Annotated in this window: 12 protein-coding genes; all 12 read left to right on the plus strand. The window is 58.6% G+C overall.

Going from position 1 to position 14,497, the window contains the following annotated elements; translation table 11 throughout:
- The first annotated feature begins 40 nt into the window (after positions 1-40).
- Complete coding sequence (locus tag JMN36_RS01160; protein ID WP_204087134.1) at positions 41-715, plus strand: uracil-DNA glycosylase; 675 nt, start codon at positions 41-43, stop codon at positions 713-715.
- Complete coding sequence (locus JMN36_RS01165) at positions 700-2,541, plus strand: DAK2 domain-containing protein (protein WP_221923692.1); 1,842 nt, start codon at positions 700-702, stop codon at positions 2,539-2,541. The genes JMN36_RS01160 and JMN36_RS01165 overlap by 16 nt, the downstream gene beginning before the upstream one ends.
- A 64-nt stretch (positions 2,542-2,605) precedes the next feature.
- Positions 2,606-4,915, plus strand: a complete 2,310-nt coding sequence (locus JMN36_RS01170) for an ATP-dependent DNA helicase RecG (RefSeq protein ID WP_204087132.1) — start codon at positions 2,606-2,608, stop codon at positions 4,913-4,915.
- Between the two features lie 58 nt (positions 4,916-4,973).
- Complete coding sequence (locus JMN36_RS01175; protein ID WP_204088730.1) at positions 4,974-5,183, plus strand: acyl-CoA carboxylase biotin carboxyl carrier protein subunit; 210 nt, start codon at positions 4,974-4,976, stop codon at positions 5,181-5,183.
- 96 nt (positions 5,184-5,279) lie between these two features.
- The gene (locus JMN36_RS01180) at positions 5,280-5,846 is read left to right on the plus strand and encodes an RsmD family RNA methyltransferase (protein ID WP_012731832.1); all 567 of its coding nucleotides are present in this window, start codon (positions 5,280-5,282) and stop codon (positions 5,844-5,846) included.
- Between the two features lie 103 nt (positions 5,847-5,949).
- Positions 5,950-6,423 carry a pantetheine-phosphate adenylyltransferase gene (coaD, locus tag JMN36_RS01185; protein WP_204087131.1) on the plus strand — a complete coding sequence of 158 codons (474 nt, stop codon included), beginning with the start codon at positions 5,950-5,952 and terminating at the stop codon, positions 6,421-6,423.
- A 103-nt stretch (positions 6,424-6,526) separates the two neighbouring features.
- Positions 6,527-7,285: a FliH/SctL family protein gene (locus JMN36_RS01190; RefSeq protein WP_046202470.1), complete on the plus strand. Its 759-nt coding sequence runs from the start codon at positions 6,527-6,529 to the stop codon at positions 7,283-7,285.
- A 144-nt stretch (positions 7,286-7,429) separates the two neighbouring features.
- The gene (locus tag JMN36_RS01195) at positions 7,430-8,020 is read left to right on the plus strand and encodes a YceD family protein (protein WP_204087130.1); all 591 of its coding nucleotides are present in this window, start codon (positions 7,430-7,432) and stop codon (positions 8,018-8,020) included.
- Positions 8,013-8,753 carry a ribonuclease III gene (gene rnc, locus JMN36_RS01200; RefSeq protein WP_204087129.1) on the plus strand — a complete coding sequence of 247 codons (741 nt, stop codon included), beginning with the start codon at positions 8,013-8,015 and terminating at the stop codon, positions 8,751-8,753. The genes JMN36_RS01195 and rnc overlap by 8 nt, the downstream gene beginning before the upstream one ends.
- A gap of 152 nt (positions 8,754-8,905) precedes the next feature.
- Positions 8,906-10,435 (plus strand): alanine/glycine:cation symporter family protein, encoded by a 1,530-nt coding sequence (locus JMN36_RS01205; RefSeq protein WP_204087128.1) that lies wholly within the window; start codon positions 8,906-8,908, stop codon positions 10,433-10,435.
- Positions 10,436-10,516: 81 nt separating this feature from the next.
- Positions 10,517-10,831 (plus strand): acylphosphatase, encoded by a 315-nt coding sequence (locus JMN36_RS01210; protein WP_204087127.1) that lies wholly within the window; start codon positions 10,517-10,519, stop codon positions 10,829-10,831.
- A 48-nt stretch (positions 10,832-10,879) separates the two neighbouring features.
- Complete coding sequence (gene smc / locus JMN36_RS01215; RefSeq protein ID WP_221923693.1) at positions 10,880-14,464, plus strand: chromosome segregation protein SMC; 3,585 nt, start codon at positions 10,880-10,882, stop codon at positions 14,462-14,464.
- Positions 14,465-14,497: the final 33 nt, after the last annotated feature.

The raw sequence follows: 14,497 nt of genomic DNA on the forward strand, positions 1-14,497 counted from the left end.
GTGTGGAGCCTGCCGGGCCGGCGTCGCTAAAGTGTGAACCATGACCCTGCAGACACCGTTACCGATCCACGACAGCTGGAAAGAGCCACTGGATCCCGTCACCGACCGGATCCACGAGCTCGGCGATTTTTTGCGAGAGGAAAACGCAGCTGGTCGTGGATACTTACCAGCAGGGACCGATGTGTTGCGGGCATTCACCTACCCATTCGACCAGGTCAAGGTCTTGATTGTGGGGCAAGATCCATATCCGACGCCTGGCCATCCAATGGGGTTGAGCTTTTCGGTTCACCCCGATGTCACACCAATTCCCCGCAGTTTGGCGAACATTTTCCGAGAGCTGCAGGAGGATATCGGATGCCCGGCCCCCTCCACTGGGGACTTAACCGCGTGGTCGGAACATGGTGTGGCGTTATTTAACCGGGTTCTCACTGTGCGGCCCGGCCATTCGGGATCGCACCGTGGCAAAGGGTGGGAAGAAGTAACCGAGTGCGCCATTAAAGCGCTGGCTGAGAGGGATCGCCCGCTGGTCGCCATATTGTGGGGACGAGACGCACAGAGTACCGCGAAATGGTTGGGGAACACCCCGACCGTCTGTTCCCCGCATCCATCGCCACTATCGGCGAGCCGGGGATTCTTCGGTTCACGCCCGTTTAGCCGGGCCAATGAGCTATTGGTCAGCCAAGGTGCGGAGCCCGTCGAATGGGCACTCCCATGACGAATTCGCTGCCGGACGCAATTGATTCTGCCGCGCTTCAGAGGTGGGCGCGTGCCTGTGCGCAGACGCTGGCCCGGCAGAAGGAAGAGATTAACCGCCTGAATGTTTTCCCGGTTCCGGACTCCGACACCGGATCAAATATGGCGTTTACTATGGCATCGGCCGTGTCGGCATTGGATCATGCTCTTCGCGAACGGGAGGTGAAAAAGAGCAGGTCGCGCGCTGGAAACAGTGCTGGGATTGGTTCCCGTCCGCACCGCGACGACGACACGGAATTAACGACCTCAGAAGCAGCCATAGCCCTAGCTATTGGAGCGACGAAAGGGTCGCGCGGAAACTCAGGTGTCGTTCTCTCTCAGCTACTTCGAGGGCTAGCCGAGTCTGCGCAAGATGGCCCTTTGGACGGCGCCTCGGTGTGTGACGCGTTATCGAATAGTTTGCGTTTTGTGCAGGCTGCCATTGTGAATCCGGTGGAGGGAACGGTTATCACTGTGTTGCGCTCCGCGGCTGCTGCAGCGACGTCGGTAGCTCGCTCGACCGACAGCGCGCGTGCGGTGGCACATGCTGCCAGGCTCGCTGCCAGCCGGGCTCTTGAGCGCACCCCGTCTCAGCTTCCTGTTTTACGACGTGCTGGTGTTGTCGATGCCGGCGGGCGCGGTCTTGTCGTGTTGTTAGAGGAGCTAGAGCGGGTTCTCTCGTCGCGGCCCGGTGAGATGCGGGATGGCGACAGTAACGACGTCGATTTTCACGACGTCGACTCCGCGCGCAGTGACGGAAAAACAGCGTGGGCCAGCGATGATGATTTGTTGTGGGGGAGCGGGCAATCGCGTCCGGATTCGTCGGCCAGTGACGGGGTGAACGCCTCGCGAACTCCCGCGCCGGGCACGGGAAACGGTGAAACCGGCGGCGGAAGTTCCGGTGGCGAAAATACAACGCCGAATCCGTCGGCTGCGCAGCTTGAAGTCATGTTTTTTATCGAGAACACGGACCTCGAGGATCTGCGGACGTTCTTAGTTCCCCTGGGCGATAGCCTGATTGTGGGCGCGCTGACGGACCATTCCGCGCGCATCCACATTCACACTAATCGGGCTGGCGACGTTATTTCGGGGGCATATGAGCGCGGTGACGTGTCCGAACTCACGGTTGAGACTCTGCACCAGGTTTCTGCGGATCGTCCGTCCGCCTTGCAGACTGCTCGGCCGCGGCTACGGTCCGTCTTAGCCGTGGTGCCGAGTGAGGATGCTGCCGTTTTCTTTGGTCGCGCCGGGGCGGATACCGTTGTCATAGAAGCAGATGAAAACGCTGCTGGCCAGCACCAATACGAGGTTGTGTGTGAGGCCATTGAGAAAGAAGATGTTGATGAAGTAGTGCTACTGACGAACGGCATCGTTGATCCCAACGACGTGGATGGGCGCATGCCGAATGTTTTCGTTGTTCCGGCATCATCATTGTGCGCGGGTTTGGCTGCCATGGCGGTTCACGATCCGTCACAATCTCTCGACGCGGATGCGGCGGCCATGGTTGACGCGGCCCGGGGGACAACAACGATGACCTTGACCTATGACGACTTGGGCGACCTTAACGACATGGGCCACCGTAGTGACGAAGAGTCCACTAGTGCCGAACTCCCACCGCCGCCCGAGGTCGTCCGCGCTTGGAAAACCGTATCGGAGTTACTCGAGAAAGGTGGCGAACTCGTCACCGTCATTTCTGGCGACGATCAGTGCTCGCACGTGATGCGGTCCCTGTCGCAATCGGACACCGCGGAGTATTCGTTCTTCACTATCCCGAAGTGCGGTGCCGCCGTCATGATCGGTGTCGAATAATGGTCACATACACGGAGCATGCCGGACCAGCGTCGGCAGTCAGAAGGAGGAGCACGTGCGCCCAATGATGGGGTGGGAGCCGCTCGTCGTTCCCCTGCCCGATTCCCTTCCCGACTCGACCCGCTCGCACTTAGCTGCTGTCGGAGTATCGACGGTTGCCGAGCTCGTGGAATGGTTCCCGCGTCGGTATGTCGAACCCGGGTCGACGTCGGACATGGGATCTGTTGACGTGGGCACCACCGTGACTTTCGTGGGGGAAATCCTCCGGGGGAATAAGATAACGACGCACACCCGAAAGCGCCTGTACACGGTGGTCATTACCGACGGCACCCAAACTATCAATGCCACGTTTTTTAACGCGTTCGCTCCGGCGCGGGATCTCGTCGTCGGAACCCGGGCTATTTTTGTGGGAACCGTTTCGGAGTATCGAGGGGCGCTGCAACTGGCTCATCCCGCCTACAAGGTGATTGATTTTGCGAAAGAGTGGACGTTAGACGCTCAGCCCCCCGATGAGCAGGACAAACACCGTTCCACACACGGTTCTCAACGTGGTTCATCCCGAAACATTATTGACCGTGACACCGCGGCGCTGGTGACCGAGCTCCCGCTTTTACCTATCTACCCGCTGAAGAGTCAATCATCGCGGCCCTCGTCGGCTACTGATGGTGATACGGGCAGCTCAAAGACGGGAAAGCAATCAACGAAACAATCAGCCAAGCGTCCAACTAAGCGCTCAAAACGGGGTTCGAAGCGCCCGGTTCGTGTGGATTCCTGGACTGCGTTGGACGCGATTACTACCGTCCTCACCCATAGCGATCCCATCCCGGACCCCCTGCCGCGCGTGCCCACTGTTCTGGGCAAACCCCTGCCGTCGCTGGATCACGCCATCCGCGCGATGCACATGCCTTCCTCGTGGGCAGATCAAGCCATGGCCCGCAAGCGCCTCGCTTTTAACGAAGCCTTGGGGTTGCAGCTGATCCTCGCTTTACGACGCCACGCTGCAGCGGACCGTCGCGCCCCGCAGTGCGTTCCCCGCGAGGACGGATACCGCGCCGAATTATTAGCCGGCTTGCCCTTCGCCCTGACTGATCAACAACGCGCGGTCGCGGAAGAGATTGGCGACGATCTTGCCGCCACCAGGCCAATGTGTCGGCTGCTTCAAGGCGACGTGGGGTCGGGCAAAACCATCGTTGCTCTGATCGCCATGCTTCAGGCGGTGGATGCGGGGTGTCAGGCGGCGCTCTTAGCCCCCACTGAGGTGTTGGCCGCGCAGCACGCGCACTCGCTGATGACGATGATGGCTAACGCTGGTGTCGCCGCCACGATTCGGCTGGTCACCGGGTCGATGTCGGCGTCCTCCCGCCAAGAGACCCTCCTCTCGCTCATGACTGGGGAGACGGACATCGTTGTCGGCACCCATGCGTTGCTCAGCGACAATGTGGAATTCTTCAATCTCGGGTTGGTTGTCGTGGATGAGCAACATCGTTTCGGTGTTGAGCAGCGGGATCGCCTGCGTGGTCGGGGGCGTGATACGGAGGACGGGCCGCTCACCCCGCATCAGCTAGTGATGACCGCCACACCGATTCCGCGTACCGTCGCGATGACTACTTTTGGGGATCTCGACGTCTCGACGATCACGGAGCTCCCCGGCGGCAGGAAACCTATCCAGAGTTCCGTCGTTCCGGAGTGGAAAAAGGGGTGGCTTGACCGCGCTTACCAGCGGATTCGGGAGGAAGTAGTGTCTGGCCGGCAGGCCTACATCGTGTGTCCCCGGATCCAGGGCGAGGGCGGCGTGAATGACATGTACGAGCAATTGACGGCTGGTCCCCTCCACGGGTTGAGGGTTGGGATGCTGCACGGGCAACTACCCAATCCCGACAAAGAACGCATCATGGGGAAGTTTTCTCGCGGCGACTGTGACGTGTTGATTTCCACGACCGTGATCGAGGTGGGCGTCGATGTTCCCAACGCAACGCTCATGTTGATTCGCGAAGCCGAGAATTTTGGCATTTCGCAGCTTCACCAGCTCCGCGGGCGCATCGGCCGCGGGAGTCATGCATCGTGGTGTCTCTTCCACACGGCTCAGCCGGAAGATAGTGACTCGTACCGACGCCTCCAGGGCGTAGCAGCCACCACCGACGGCTTCGCCCTTGCGGAATTAGACCTAGCCACTCGCAGTGAGGGAGACCTCGTCGGGGCTGATCAGTCCGGCAGATCCACGCATATTCGCCTCCTCGACGTCGTCCATGACGAACCACTGATCGAGGCGGCGAAAACAGAGGCTGAGCATATCGTGCAGACGGATCCGGGCCTTGCCCGACGGCTCAGTGAAGGCTATAGCAGTACTGAGCGGGAGTTCTTGGGCAAAGGGTGAGTGTTTCCCGGTTGAGGTGGACAAAGCGCAGGCCAACATGGACGGTAAAGTGAACCGCATGGACATTTGTGCGCCTTTCGCGGGAGTTGTTCACTACCACGTCACCCCGGGCCAGCGGGTGGCGCCTGGGGAAACACTCGCAGTTGTTGAAGCTGTGAAGCTAGAAGCTCCCGTGGTATCGCCCGTCGCAGGTACGGTAGGTTCACTGGATCGTGACGATTTTTCCAACGTCGACGGTGGCGACAGGATTGTAGCCATAACGGATTAGTCAGAAATTCTTGGATGGCGGCACAACGCATTAGCACACGCAGTAATACGTTGGCGCATACGGCAGCGCAGTCCAGGCATAAAGAGGGGAATTGAGATGCGAATTATTTCAGGATACGCACGCGGGCGGACCATTAAAGCCCCCGCCGAAGGCACACGTCCCACATCTGATCGGGCCAAAGAGGGAGTGTTCTCTTCGCTCAGCGTCCGCTTCGGTTTTGATGGTGCCCGGGTTCTTGACCTCTTCGCCGGGTCCGGCGCGTTGGGGTTGGAAGCAGCATCGCGCGGGGCAGATAGCGTCGTTTTCGTCGATACGGATTCGGCTGCCATCGAGACCATCAAGGACAACATTCGTCGCGTCGGCGATGTGGATGCCGACGTCGTCCAGCTCAAAGTATCCAGTTACTTATCAGGCGCGCCGGAGAATTATTTCGACATCGTGCTGATCGATCCTCCTTATGCGCTCATCGACGAAGCAGTCCACGACATGTTGGTAGCGTTGGCTCCCCATCTGAGGGACGGGGCTGCTGTGGTGGTGGAGCGTTCATCTGCCAGCCCTGAGACACAGTGGCCAGAGGGATATGAGCCGACCGGGCAGAAGTTAAAAAAGCGGACGTATGGGGCTGCGCGCATGGATATGGCCTCTTTTACTCGTTCTGAGTAGATCCAGCTTCTGAGTAGAACCAGCGTTAGCCCGCATTGCGCTCGATATTATGTGCACAGAATGATGCGCACGGACGCGGAGCGCCAGAGAGAGGAACACAAGGATGCATGTTGTCTGCCCAGGGTCATTTGATCCCATCACCAACGGACACGTGGACATTATCGAGCGGGCAGCTGCTCAGTTTGACCAGGTCACGGTGCTGGTGACGTTTAATCCGAATAAACATGGTCTTTTCTCCGTCGAGGAGCGCTGTGATCTGATCCGGAAAGCAGTGGAGCACCTGCCCAACGTCGATGTTGATTCGTGGAACAAACTGCTGGTGGATTACACCACGGAACACCAGATCAGCGCCCTTGTGAAGGGTTTGCGCAGCTCACTCGATTACGCCTATGAGCTGCCGATGGCACAGATGAACAGGTCGCTTTCTGGAATCGATACCCTTTTCTTGTTGACGACGCCGAAGTTCGGGCACATTTCGTCGACCCTATGTAAAGAGGTGGCCCGCTACGGCGGCGACGTGTCGGGACTCATGCCTGATCACGTTATCGAGGCGATGCAAAAGAAGTTTTCAGAATAATTCGGGTCTAAGCCCTCGCGATGAGCAGGAATGTTAAAGGGTCTCGTCGGCTAGTTGGCGTGGCTTCCTGCAAAACTACGAAAATTCTGCCAAGCTAGTGGTTATGTACAGAACTTTCGAAGGCATCGACGAACTACTCCAAATGGTCGATCAGGCCTACGGCGTACCCATGACTAGTAACTGTATGGTTCCCCGCCGGGAAGTCCTGGATCTTTTAGACGAAATCCGCAACGCCATACCGACTGAGATGGACGATGCGCAGGATGTTCTGGATAAGCGCGACGGCATCATTAATGAAGCCACTGAACGCTCGCACTCCATGGTGGCTGATGCCGAGGCTGAAGCCCAGCGTTTAGTAGCCGAAGCACAAGAAAAGTGCGACGCGATGATGAATGACGCGGAAGATCGCGCCCATGGCATGGTCGCCCACGCCGAGGACGAGGCAGACTCCATTGTCCAAGACGCCCAGCGTGAATACGACGACGTCACAGGCCGCGCGGCTGCTGAAGCAGAGCGCCTGGTTGCGTCGGGTAATGAATCCTACGACCGCAGCGTGAACGAAGGCCTGAAAGAGCAGGCCCGCCTGGTTAGCGAATCAGAAGTCGTACGGATGGCTAATGAGGAAGCGACGCGCGTTCGCGATTCCGCACATGCCGATTCCGATAAGCTCCGTAGCGATTGCGACCGGTACGTCGACCAGAAGTTGGCCGAGTTTGAGGAGTCCTTGACCTCAGTGCTGCGTACGGTAGGGAAGGATCGCGCTGCTTTGCGTGGCGGGGCAGGGATTTCCGGCGGGCGTTCCCGGTCCGCTTCTCGTGAACCTCGCGACGATTACCGCGGCCGAGACTCGCGTCGGAACTAAAAACATCCATTTTGTGGCTGAGTGTGAGGCCGACTCTAAGTTTCAGCGAAAACCGCTTTGTCGTGCAGTTTTGCCCTGCCGCGGTGGTAGTTGAGTTGGTATAGGAGGACGTAGTGTCCGCGGTGCATTACCATGGGCGGTGTTATGGGAATTTCACATTCTGACCGCAAAGAATCAGTGACACCGACGGCACATAACCCGCTGTCCCTGGATGTCTCAACGGTATCGCAGCAATCGGGCGCTGTAGAGACCATCGACACCGAAGGTCCTTCACCAGTACGCATCGGCCCAGAAATGATCGCGTTTGGCGTCGGCACCCCTCTTGATGTGCACGCGACGGTCACCAATGTTGGCGAGGGGCTTGTGGTTGATGCTGAGATTTCGGGCTCCGGTGAAGCCGAGTGCGTGCGGTGCCTCAAACCATTAACTCCGCACCTCTCCTTCCATATCAATGGGGTATGGGCACTGACAGAAGGCTTCATCACCTCGGAGGACTCCGACGATGATGACGACGATGATCCGACCCCGATGGTGAAGGACAATCGGTTGGACCTCACCCAGGCCGTGATCGACGAAGCTGGAGTGTCCTTGCCTTTCTCTCCCACGTGCGAAGAGTTCGGTGAGGAGTGCGACTCCCAAACTCCCGAGCCCGACGGGGTGTCTGGGGAGACTGAGACGGTCGATCCGCGGTGGGCAGGATTGCAGGACAAGCTGAAAGATCTACGTGATGTCTAAACAAAAGAATTCGAAGCACGAGCGGCTGACGGGCGAAGAAGCCTGGGCCGCTGCTTTTGGTGATGTTGATCATCAGCCCCTACTCGATGGGTTCGGAGTCTCTCTTCCTGCCGACGCTTTACGCCTGGCGCTGACCCACCGTTCGTTCGCTAACGAAAACGGGATGCTGCCGAATAACGAGCGCCTCGAGTTCCTGGGCGACGCGGTTTTGGGGCTCTCTGTTGCGGAGCGCCTGTATCGGGATTATCCCGACCGCACCGAGTCGGAGATTTCAAAGATGCGGGCCGGCGTCGTCAATATGTACGCATTGGCGGATGTGGCACGAGAGATCGGCCTGGGCAATCACGTGCTGCTGGGCCGCGGTGAGCAGCTGACCAATGGGAAAGACAAGAATTCCATTCTGGCTGATACGACAGAGGCCATGCTCGGTGCGATTTATCTGGAGCACGGTTTCCAGACTGCGAAAGACGTTATTCTTCGTCTGTTTAAGTCCAGGATTGAAACTGCGCCCACCGTCGGACTGCATATGGACTGGAAGACGGAGCTGCTGGAGAAGATTGCTGGCCGTGGTTTAGGCGAACCGGAATACAACACGACGATTTCCGGGCCGGCCCACGATCCGCATTTCACCTCGACAGTGTCCTTGCAGGGCACAGTGTGGGGCCACGGGGAGGGGCACACCAAGAAAGAAGCGGAGCATCATGCTGCCCGCGAAGCTCATGACGCATTGTGACGTCGACGCCGTGTGACGCGGGCCGGTTGTAACGTACATTCGGCACCGATTTTCTGGTCATTTATTTCAAACATGTTAAATGTTGGCGGATAGCACCAGGTGGGCCATCAGAAATTCTGGATCTCCTGTCGATGGTCGTAGGGTAGTTCACTATGGCAGCTATTGAGAACGCGGTGACTGGCTCGAGTGACGGGTTATGGACCGTCATCACGTGGGTGCTGTTAGCGGCAGGTGTGTGGTTCTGTTTCCGTACGGTCGTTGTTCAGATCCGTATGGTTCCGGAAATGTTTCGGTCGCTGACAGAAAAACCCAGTGATATTTCAAAAGACAAAAAAGGAATCTCCGCGTTCAAAGCGTTTACAATTTCGGCGGCATCGCGTGTGGGGACAGGCAATATTGCTGGTGTCGCAGTGGCAATCACCATCGGTGGGCCAGGCGCCGTTTTCTGGATGTGGTTGGTCGCGATCGTCGGTGGGGCAACTTCATTCGTTGAGTCAACACTGGCGCAGCTTTACAAGGTTAAGGACACCGATTCTTACCGGGGTGGTCCGGCCTACTACATCACCAAAGGCCTGAATCTTAAGTGGTTGGCTGCAGTTTTCGTGGTCGCCATTACGGTGACGTACGGGTTTGTCTATAACGCGGTTCAGTCAAACTCCATTGTCGACGCCATTACCGAGTCGACTGGTTCTGATGCGATGTGGTGGAAGGCGTTGTTGGGGGTTGCGCTGGCCATTCTGACGGCACTTATCGTGTTTGGTGGTGTGCAGCGTATCGCGTCGGTGACCAACTGGTTGGTTCCTATCATGGCCGTGCTGTACATCGTGACCGGTCTCGTTGTTGTGTTGGTGAATATCGAGCAGGTTCCTCACATGTTTGCTGAGATCGTGACCTCGGCATTAGGTATTAGAGAGGTCGCGGGGGCGACTTTCGGACAAGCGTTTATGTACGGTATTCGGCGTGGCCTGTTCTCAAATGAAGCCGGTGAAGGCTCCATCCCTAACGCGGCAGCGACTGCTTCCGTGAGCCACCCGGTCAAACAGGGGCTTATTCAAACGCTTGGCGTGTATTTTGACACCATCATCGTGTGCTCGATCACGGCGTTTATCATTTTGCTCAATAACCCCTCCTTTGGAGAGGGCGTTGAGTCAACATCGTTAACCCAGAACTCTGTTGCGGCCGCAGTCGGCCACTGGGGAGTCCACCTGGTGACGGTGATTATCTTCTTCCTCGCGTTTTCGTCGGTCATCGGAAATTACTACTACGGTGAATCCAACATCGAGTTCTTCACCAGAAATAAAAAAGTGATGACCGCATACCGGTTCCTGGTGTGCCTCTGTGTTTTGGGCGGATCCCTGGGCAAAGTCGGCATCGTCTGGGCACTAGCGGATCTCTTCGCAGGGATTATGGTTGCTATCAACCTCACCGCCATTCTGCCGCTGGGCGGGGCTGCTATCGCGCTGCTTAAGAATTATCGGCAACAACGTAACCGTGGATTGTCGCCTGTCTTCCACAGAGACGATCTGCCGAATTTGCCTGGACACGACAAAATCGAATGCTGGGATGGCACCGACCCGCTAACGATCCGTGGCGACGGTCAGGAAGTCTATGGACGGCGTCCGGGAACGCCCACACCGCAGGTTATTAAGCGTGCAGCTAACGGTTCTGTCCGTGCTGACTGAGAATGCAGGCTCGGCCCAATTATCGTGTAGGCGAGTAGGATACTGCGCAGTAGAAGCTCGTAGGAAAGGAACCAAAAGCTTATGACTCCAGCAGAATCCGGTCAGTCACATGACCTCGTTCGCCTCACCGCGTGGGTTCACGGATATGTTCAAGGCGTCGGATTCCGCTGGTGGACACGAAGCCAAGCACTCGAACTCGGATTAGTGGGTTCTGCGACGAACTACTCCGACGGTCGAGTGCTCGTGTGCGCCGAAGGCGAGCGGGCCCCGGTCACCGAGCTCCTAGCGCGGTTGCGTGAGGAGCCGACGTCGACCAATCGTCCTGGTTCCGTCGATAATGTGGTGGAGTCGTGGGAAGAACCACGGGGCGGGTACCAAACGTTCGAAACCCGGTAACCATTACTCGGTAACCGCTAATTTGATCAACGGAATAGATTTACTGGCATGTACCTGAAGTCGCTGACCCTTAAAGGATTCAAGTCCTTTGCTTCGTCGACGACCTTAAAACTCGAACCCGGAATCTGCGCGGTCGTCGGGCCCAATGGGTCAGGAAAATCCAACGTTGTCGACGCCCTCGCATGGGTCATGGGGGAGCAAGGCGCCAAGTCTTTGCGCGGCGGAAGCATGGACGACGTCATCTTCGCTGGGACGGGCGCACGCAAACCCCTTGGTCGTGCTGAAGTCACTCTCACGATCGATAATTCCGACGGTGCTTTGCCGATCGACTATTCAGAAGTCTCCATCACCCGACGGGTGTTCCGCGACGGGGGCGGCGAGTACGAAATAAACGGTGCCAGAGCCCGTTTGATGGATATTCAGGAGCTGCTCTCTGACTCGGGGATCGGCCGAGAGATGCACGTCATCGTGGGGCAGGGGCGGCTCTCCACCATCTTGGAATCCAAACCAGAGGACCGGCGAGCATATATCGAAGAAGCAGCCGGAGTCCTCAAGCACCGCCGGCGAAAGGACAAAGCCCAGCGCAAGCTCGTGTCCATGCAGGCCAATGTGGACCGGCTGCGCGACCTCACCACAGAACTGGAACGACAACTTAAACCGCTGGCTAGGCAGGCGGAAGCAGCCCAAAAAGCCGCGACAGTGCAGTCGGACCTACGCGAAGCTCGACTCAACCTCGCCGCGCACTCGCTGGCCACCGCGCGGGACGACGCCGACGAGCTGACGCGCCGGGCCAATGAGGCGCGGGAGAAAGAGGAAGCCCTCGTCGAGAAGCTCGAGGAATTGCGCGAACACGTCGATGAACTGGAACATCGCGTTGCCGAGCTAGGACCGCGGAGTGAAGAGGCCCAGCAGCTGTGGTTCCGGCTGTCATCCTTGTCGGAGCGTGTCACGGCGACCGGGCGTATTGCTGCTGACCGGGCCTCGGCGGATGATCAATCTGAGGACTACCGCGGCCCGGACCCAGAGGATCTGGAAGCGCGGGCCCGCGAGGCCGCAGAGCGCGAAGAAGAGACCACTGCCGCGGTGGAAGAAGCAGCCGAACGGTTAGAGACCATCCGCGAGCAGGTTGATGAAAAGGAAGAGAAAGCCCAGCAGGTTGAGAAAGAGCACCTCGCTGCTCTGCGGGCCATTGCGGATCGCCGGGAAGGTGTCGCCCGTTTAGATGCCTCGGAAGATTCCGCACGCCAGCGGTTGGAGGCTGCGAATGACGATCTCCAGCGCGCAACGAGGGCCGTTGATGCGGTGGTTCCGGCCCTAGCCCAGGCAAAGAGCGATGTTGATTCAGCCCACGCTGCCCTCCAGGACCACGATTCCCAGGCAGGGGCAATACTGGATCGGGTTAGTGAGGCCGAGCGCGATGTTGCAAGCGCAGACGATCGCCTCCGCGAACTCCGCGATACCGATCGAAACTACGAACGGTCCATTTCTGCACTTCAATCGCGCATCGACACCTTAGAAGCAACGGTTCGCCCCACCAACGGGGTTTCCTGGCTCCGCACGAATTCGTCGGTGGAGTGGGGATCATTCGTTGACTCAGTCAGCGTCGAACGGGGATGGGAAGCGGCCTTATCCTCGACGCTGGGGGAGGCTGCTGAGGCCATTACCGCGCCTGGGGATACGTGGGAAAGTGTGGGTGAAGCCCTCGAATCGCTCGTCGCTGCTGATGCGGGCCGGGCGTGGATCATGGGCCAATCGCAGGAACCTACGTGGCGGCTGGATGCGGATCTTCCCGCCGGTTGCGAGTGGTTCTTAGACAAAGTGTCGGTGGATAGTGAATTCACCCATGCAGTGACTGGTCTTCTTGTCGACGTCGTTGCGGTCCCGTCGGTGGCAGCCGGGGTTGCGCTGGTTCGCGATGACGCCAGGCTGCGCGCTGTGACGCAGAGCGGTATCGTCATCGGCCCTGGTTGGATGAGCGGTGGTTCGGGTGAAGCCACGACCCTTGACATCAAGTCCTCCGTTGACCAGGCGCAAGAAGAATTGGCGGACTACACGGCCAAGGCGCGGGAACTCGCGGGCACGATTGCCGGCGCAGAGACAACAGTGCAGGAACGACGAGACGCCTTGGGTGCCGCCCGTGCTGCGCACACTGAGTTCACCGCCGTGGCCTCGAACCTCAAAGAGCGCGTGAGCACCGCGGAAGCTGCCGTCGAACGTCTGAAGAAGGAACTCCACGAGGTCCAGGAAAACCGCGCCCACGCCGAAGGGCGCATTGACAATATCCACGCCGAACTGGCCGACTTGGCTGACCGACGCTCCCGTATCGACGCGGAGATCAGTGACGCGGATGATTCCTCCGAGGAGTCGTCAGCAATCGCCCGGGACCAGGCCCACGAGGAACTGACCCAAGTGCGGGCGATGGAAACCGAGGCTCGGTTGGCGCTGCGTAGCGCCGAGGAACGCGCCTCTGCGATTAAAGGCCAGGCGGAGAGGCTCCGCCGCCAAGCCGAGCACGAGCGGGCCCACCGACGTCGGCACGAAGAAGCACAGCGGGCCCGTCGTCGAGCGCGGCAACGAGCAGCTCACATCGCGCAGTGGTGCGAAAGCCTGGCCGAACGAGTAGAGACCGCAGTCCACAAGGCGGCCGAGGAGCGCGACACACTCCACGCGCGCATGTCCGAAGCAACCGCGCAGCGGGGCCGTGCGCGGGACGCGTTGAGTGCCATCACGACGCAGCGCGAACATGCGCTCAAAACGACGCACGATGCGGATGTTAAACGTGAAGCAGCGCTGGTACGTGTGGAACAGGCTGAGAAGCACATCGTCGAGCAGATTGGCCTCAATCCCGAGGATGTTGTGGCAAGCCAGGATCTGACCGACTTCGATCCTGCGTCGGAAAAGAAGCGCTTGGCGTCTGCGGAGCGTGCGTTGAAACAACTCGGCAAAGTCAATCCTTTGGCTCTCGAGGAATATAAGGCTCTGGAAGAGCGCTATTCATTTCTTTCCACCCAGCTCATGGATGTTGAGCAGGCCCGCGAGGACCTCCGCGGTGTGATTAAAGATGTTGACGCCACAATTTTGCAGCTCTTTACCGATGCCTGGGAGGACGTCCAAGCCGAATTCCCCCGGGTGTTTGAAACACTGTTCCCCGGCGGCGAAGGCCGGTTATCTCTGACCGATCCCGATGACATGCTGACAACCGGTATTGAGGTCCACGCACGTCCGCCAGGCAAGAGGGTGACGAGGCTATCGCTGCTTTCTGGGGGTGAAAAGTCCCTAACAGCACTAGCCTTATTGGTAGCGATCTTCCGCGCTCGGCCATCCCCGTTCTACGTCATGGATGAGGTAGAAGCAGCCCTGGATGATGTCAACCTCCGACGGTTGATCGCGCTCTTTGAAGAGCTCCGGGAAGACTCACAGTTGATCGTGATTACACACCAGAAACCGACGATGGACATTGCCAATGTGCTGTATGGCGTGACAATGCGCGGCGACGGGATGACACGTGTAATCTCTCAACGAATGAGCCCTCACTCCCAGCCAGTGAGCGACCCTGCTGTGACCGGTTCACCTGCCGGATCGGCCGCTGGCTCAGCCGCCGGATCGGCCACCGGTTCATCGGAAGTGTCGTGAGCTCAGATGATCGGTGTACGTCGAATAATCGTG

Source organism: Corynebacterium pseudokroppenstedtii, assembly GCF_019754945.1.
GTDB classification, from domain to species: domain Bacteria; phylum Actinomycetota; class Actinomycetes; order Mycobacteriales; family Mycobacteriaceae; genus Corynebacterium; species Corynebacterium pseudokroppenstedtii.

Bases quoted from the DNA above. Each gene is read 5' to 3' on its own strand.
- JMN36_RS01160 (WP_204087134.1), top strand. From the start codon at position 41: ATGACCCTGCAGACACCGTTACCGATCCACGACAGCTGGAAAGAGCCA.
- JMN36_RS01165 (WP_221923692.1), top strand. From the start codon at position 700: ATGGGCACTCCCATGACGAATTCGCTGCCGGACGCAATTGATTCTGCC.
- JMN36_RS01170 (WP_204087132.1), top strand. From the start codon at position 2,606: ATGATGGGGTGGGAGCCGCTCGTCGTTCCCCTGCCCGATTCCCTTCCC.
- JMN36_RS01175 (WP_204088730.1), top strand. From the start codon at position 4,974: ATGGACATTTGTGCGCCTTTCGCGGGAGTTGTTCACTACCACGTCACC.
- JMN36_RS01180 (WP_012731832.1), top strand. From the start codon at position 5,280: ATGCGAATTATTTCAGGATACGCACGCGGGCGGACCATTAAAGCCCCC.
- coaD (WP_204087131.1), top strand. From the start codon at position 5,950: ATGCATGTTGTCTGCCCAGGGTCATTTGATCCCATCACCAACGGACAC.
- JMN36_RS01190 (WP_046202470.1), top strand. From the start codon at position 6,527: ATGTACAGAACTTTCGAAGGCATCGACGAACTACTCCAAATGGTCGAT.
- JMN36_RS01195 (WP_204087130.1), top strand. From the start codon at position 7,430: ATGGGAATTTCACATTCTGACCGCAAAGAATCAGTGACACCGACGGCA.
- rnc (WP_204087129.1), top strand. From the start codon at position 8,013: ATGTCTAAACAAAAGAATTCGAAGCACGAGCGGCTGACGGGCGAAGAA.
- JMN36_RS01205 (WP_204087128.1), top strand. From the start codon at position 8,906: ATGGCAGCTATTGAGAACGCGGTGACTGGCTCGAGTGACGGGTTATGG.
- JMN36_RS01210 (WP_204087127.1), top strand. From the start codon at position 10,517: ATGACTCCAGCAGAATCCGGTCAGTCACATGACCTCGTTCGCCTCACC.
- smc (WP_221923693.1), top strand. From the start codon at position 10,880: ATGTACCTGAAGTCGCTGACCCTTAAAGGATTCAAGTCCTTTGCTTCG.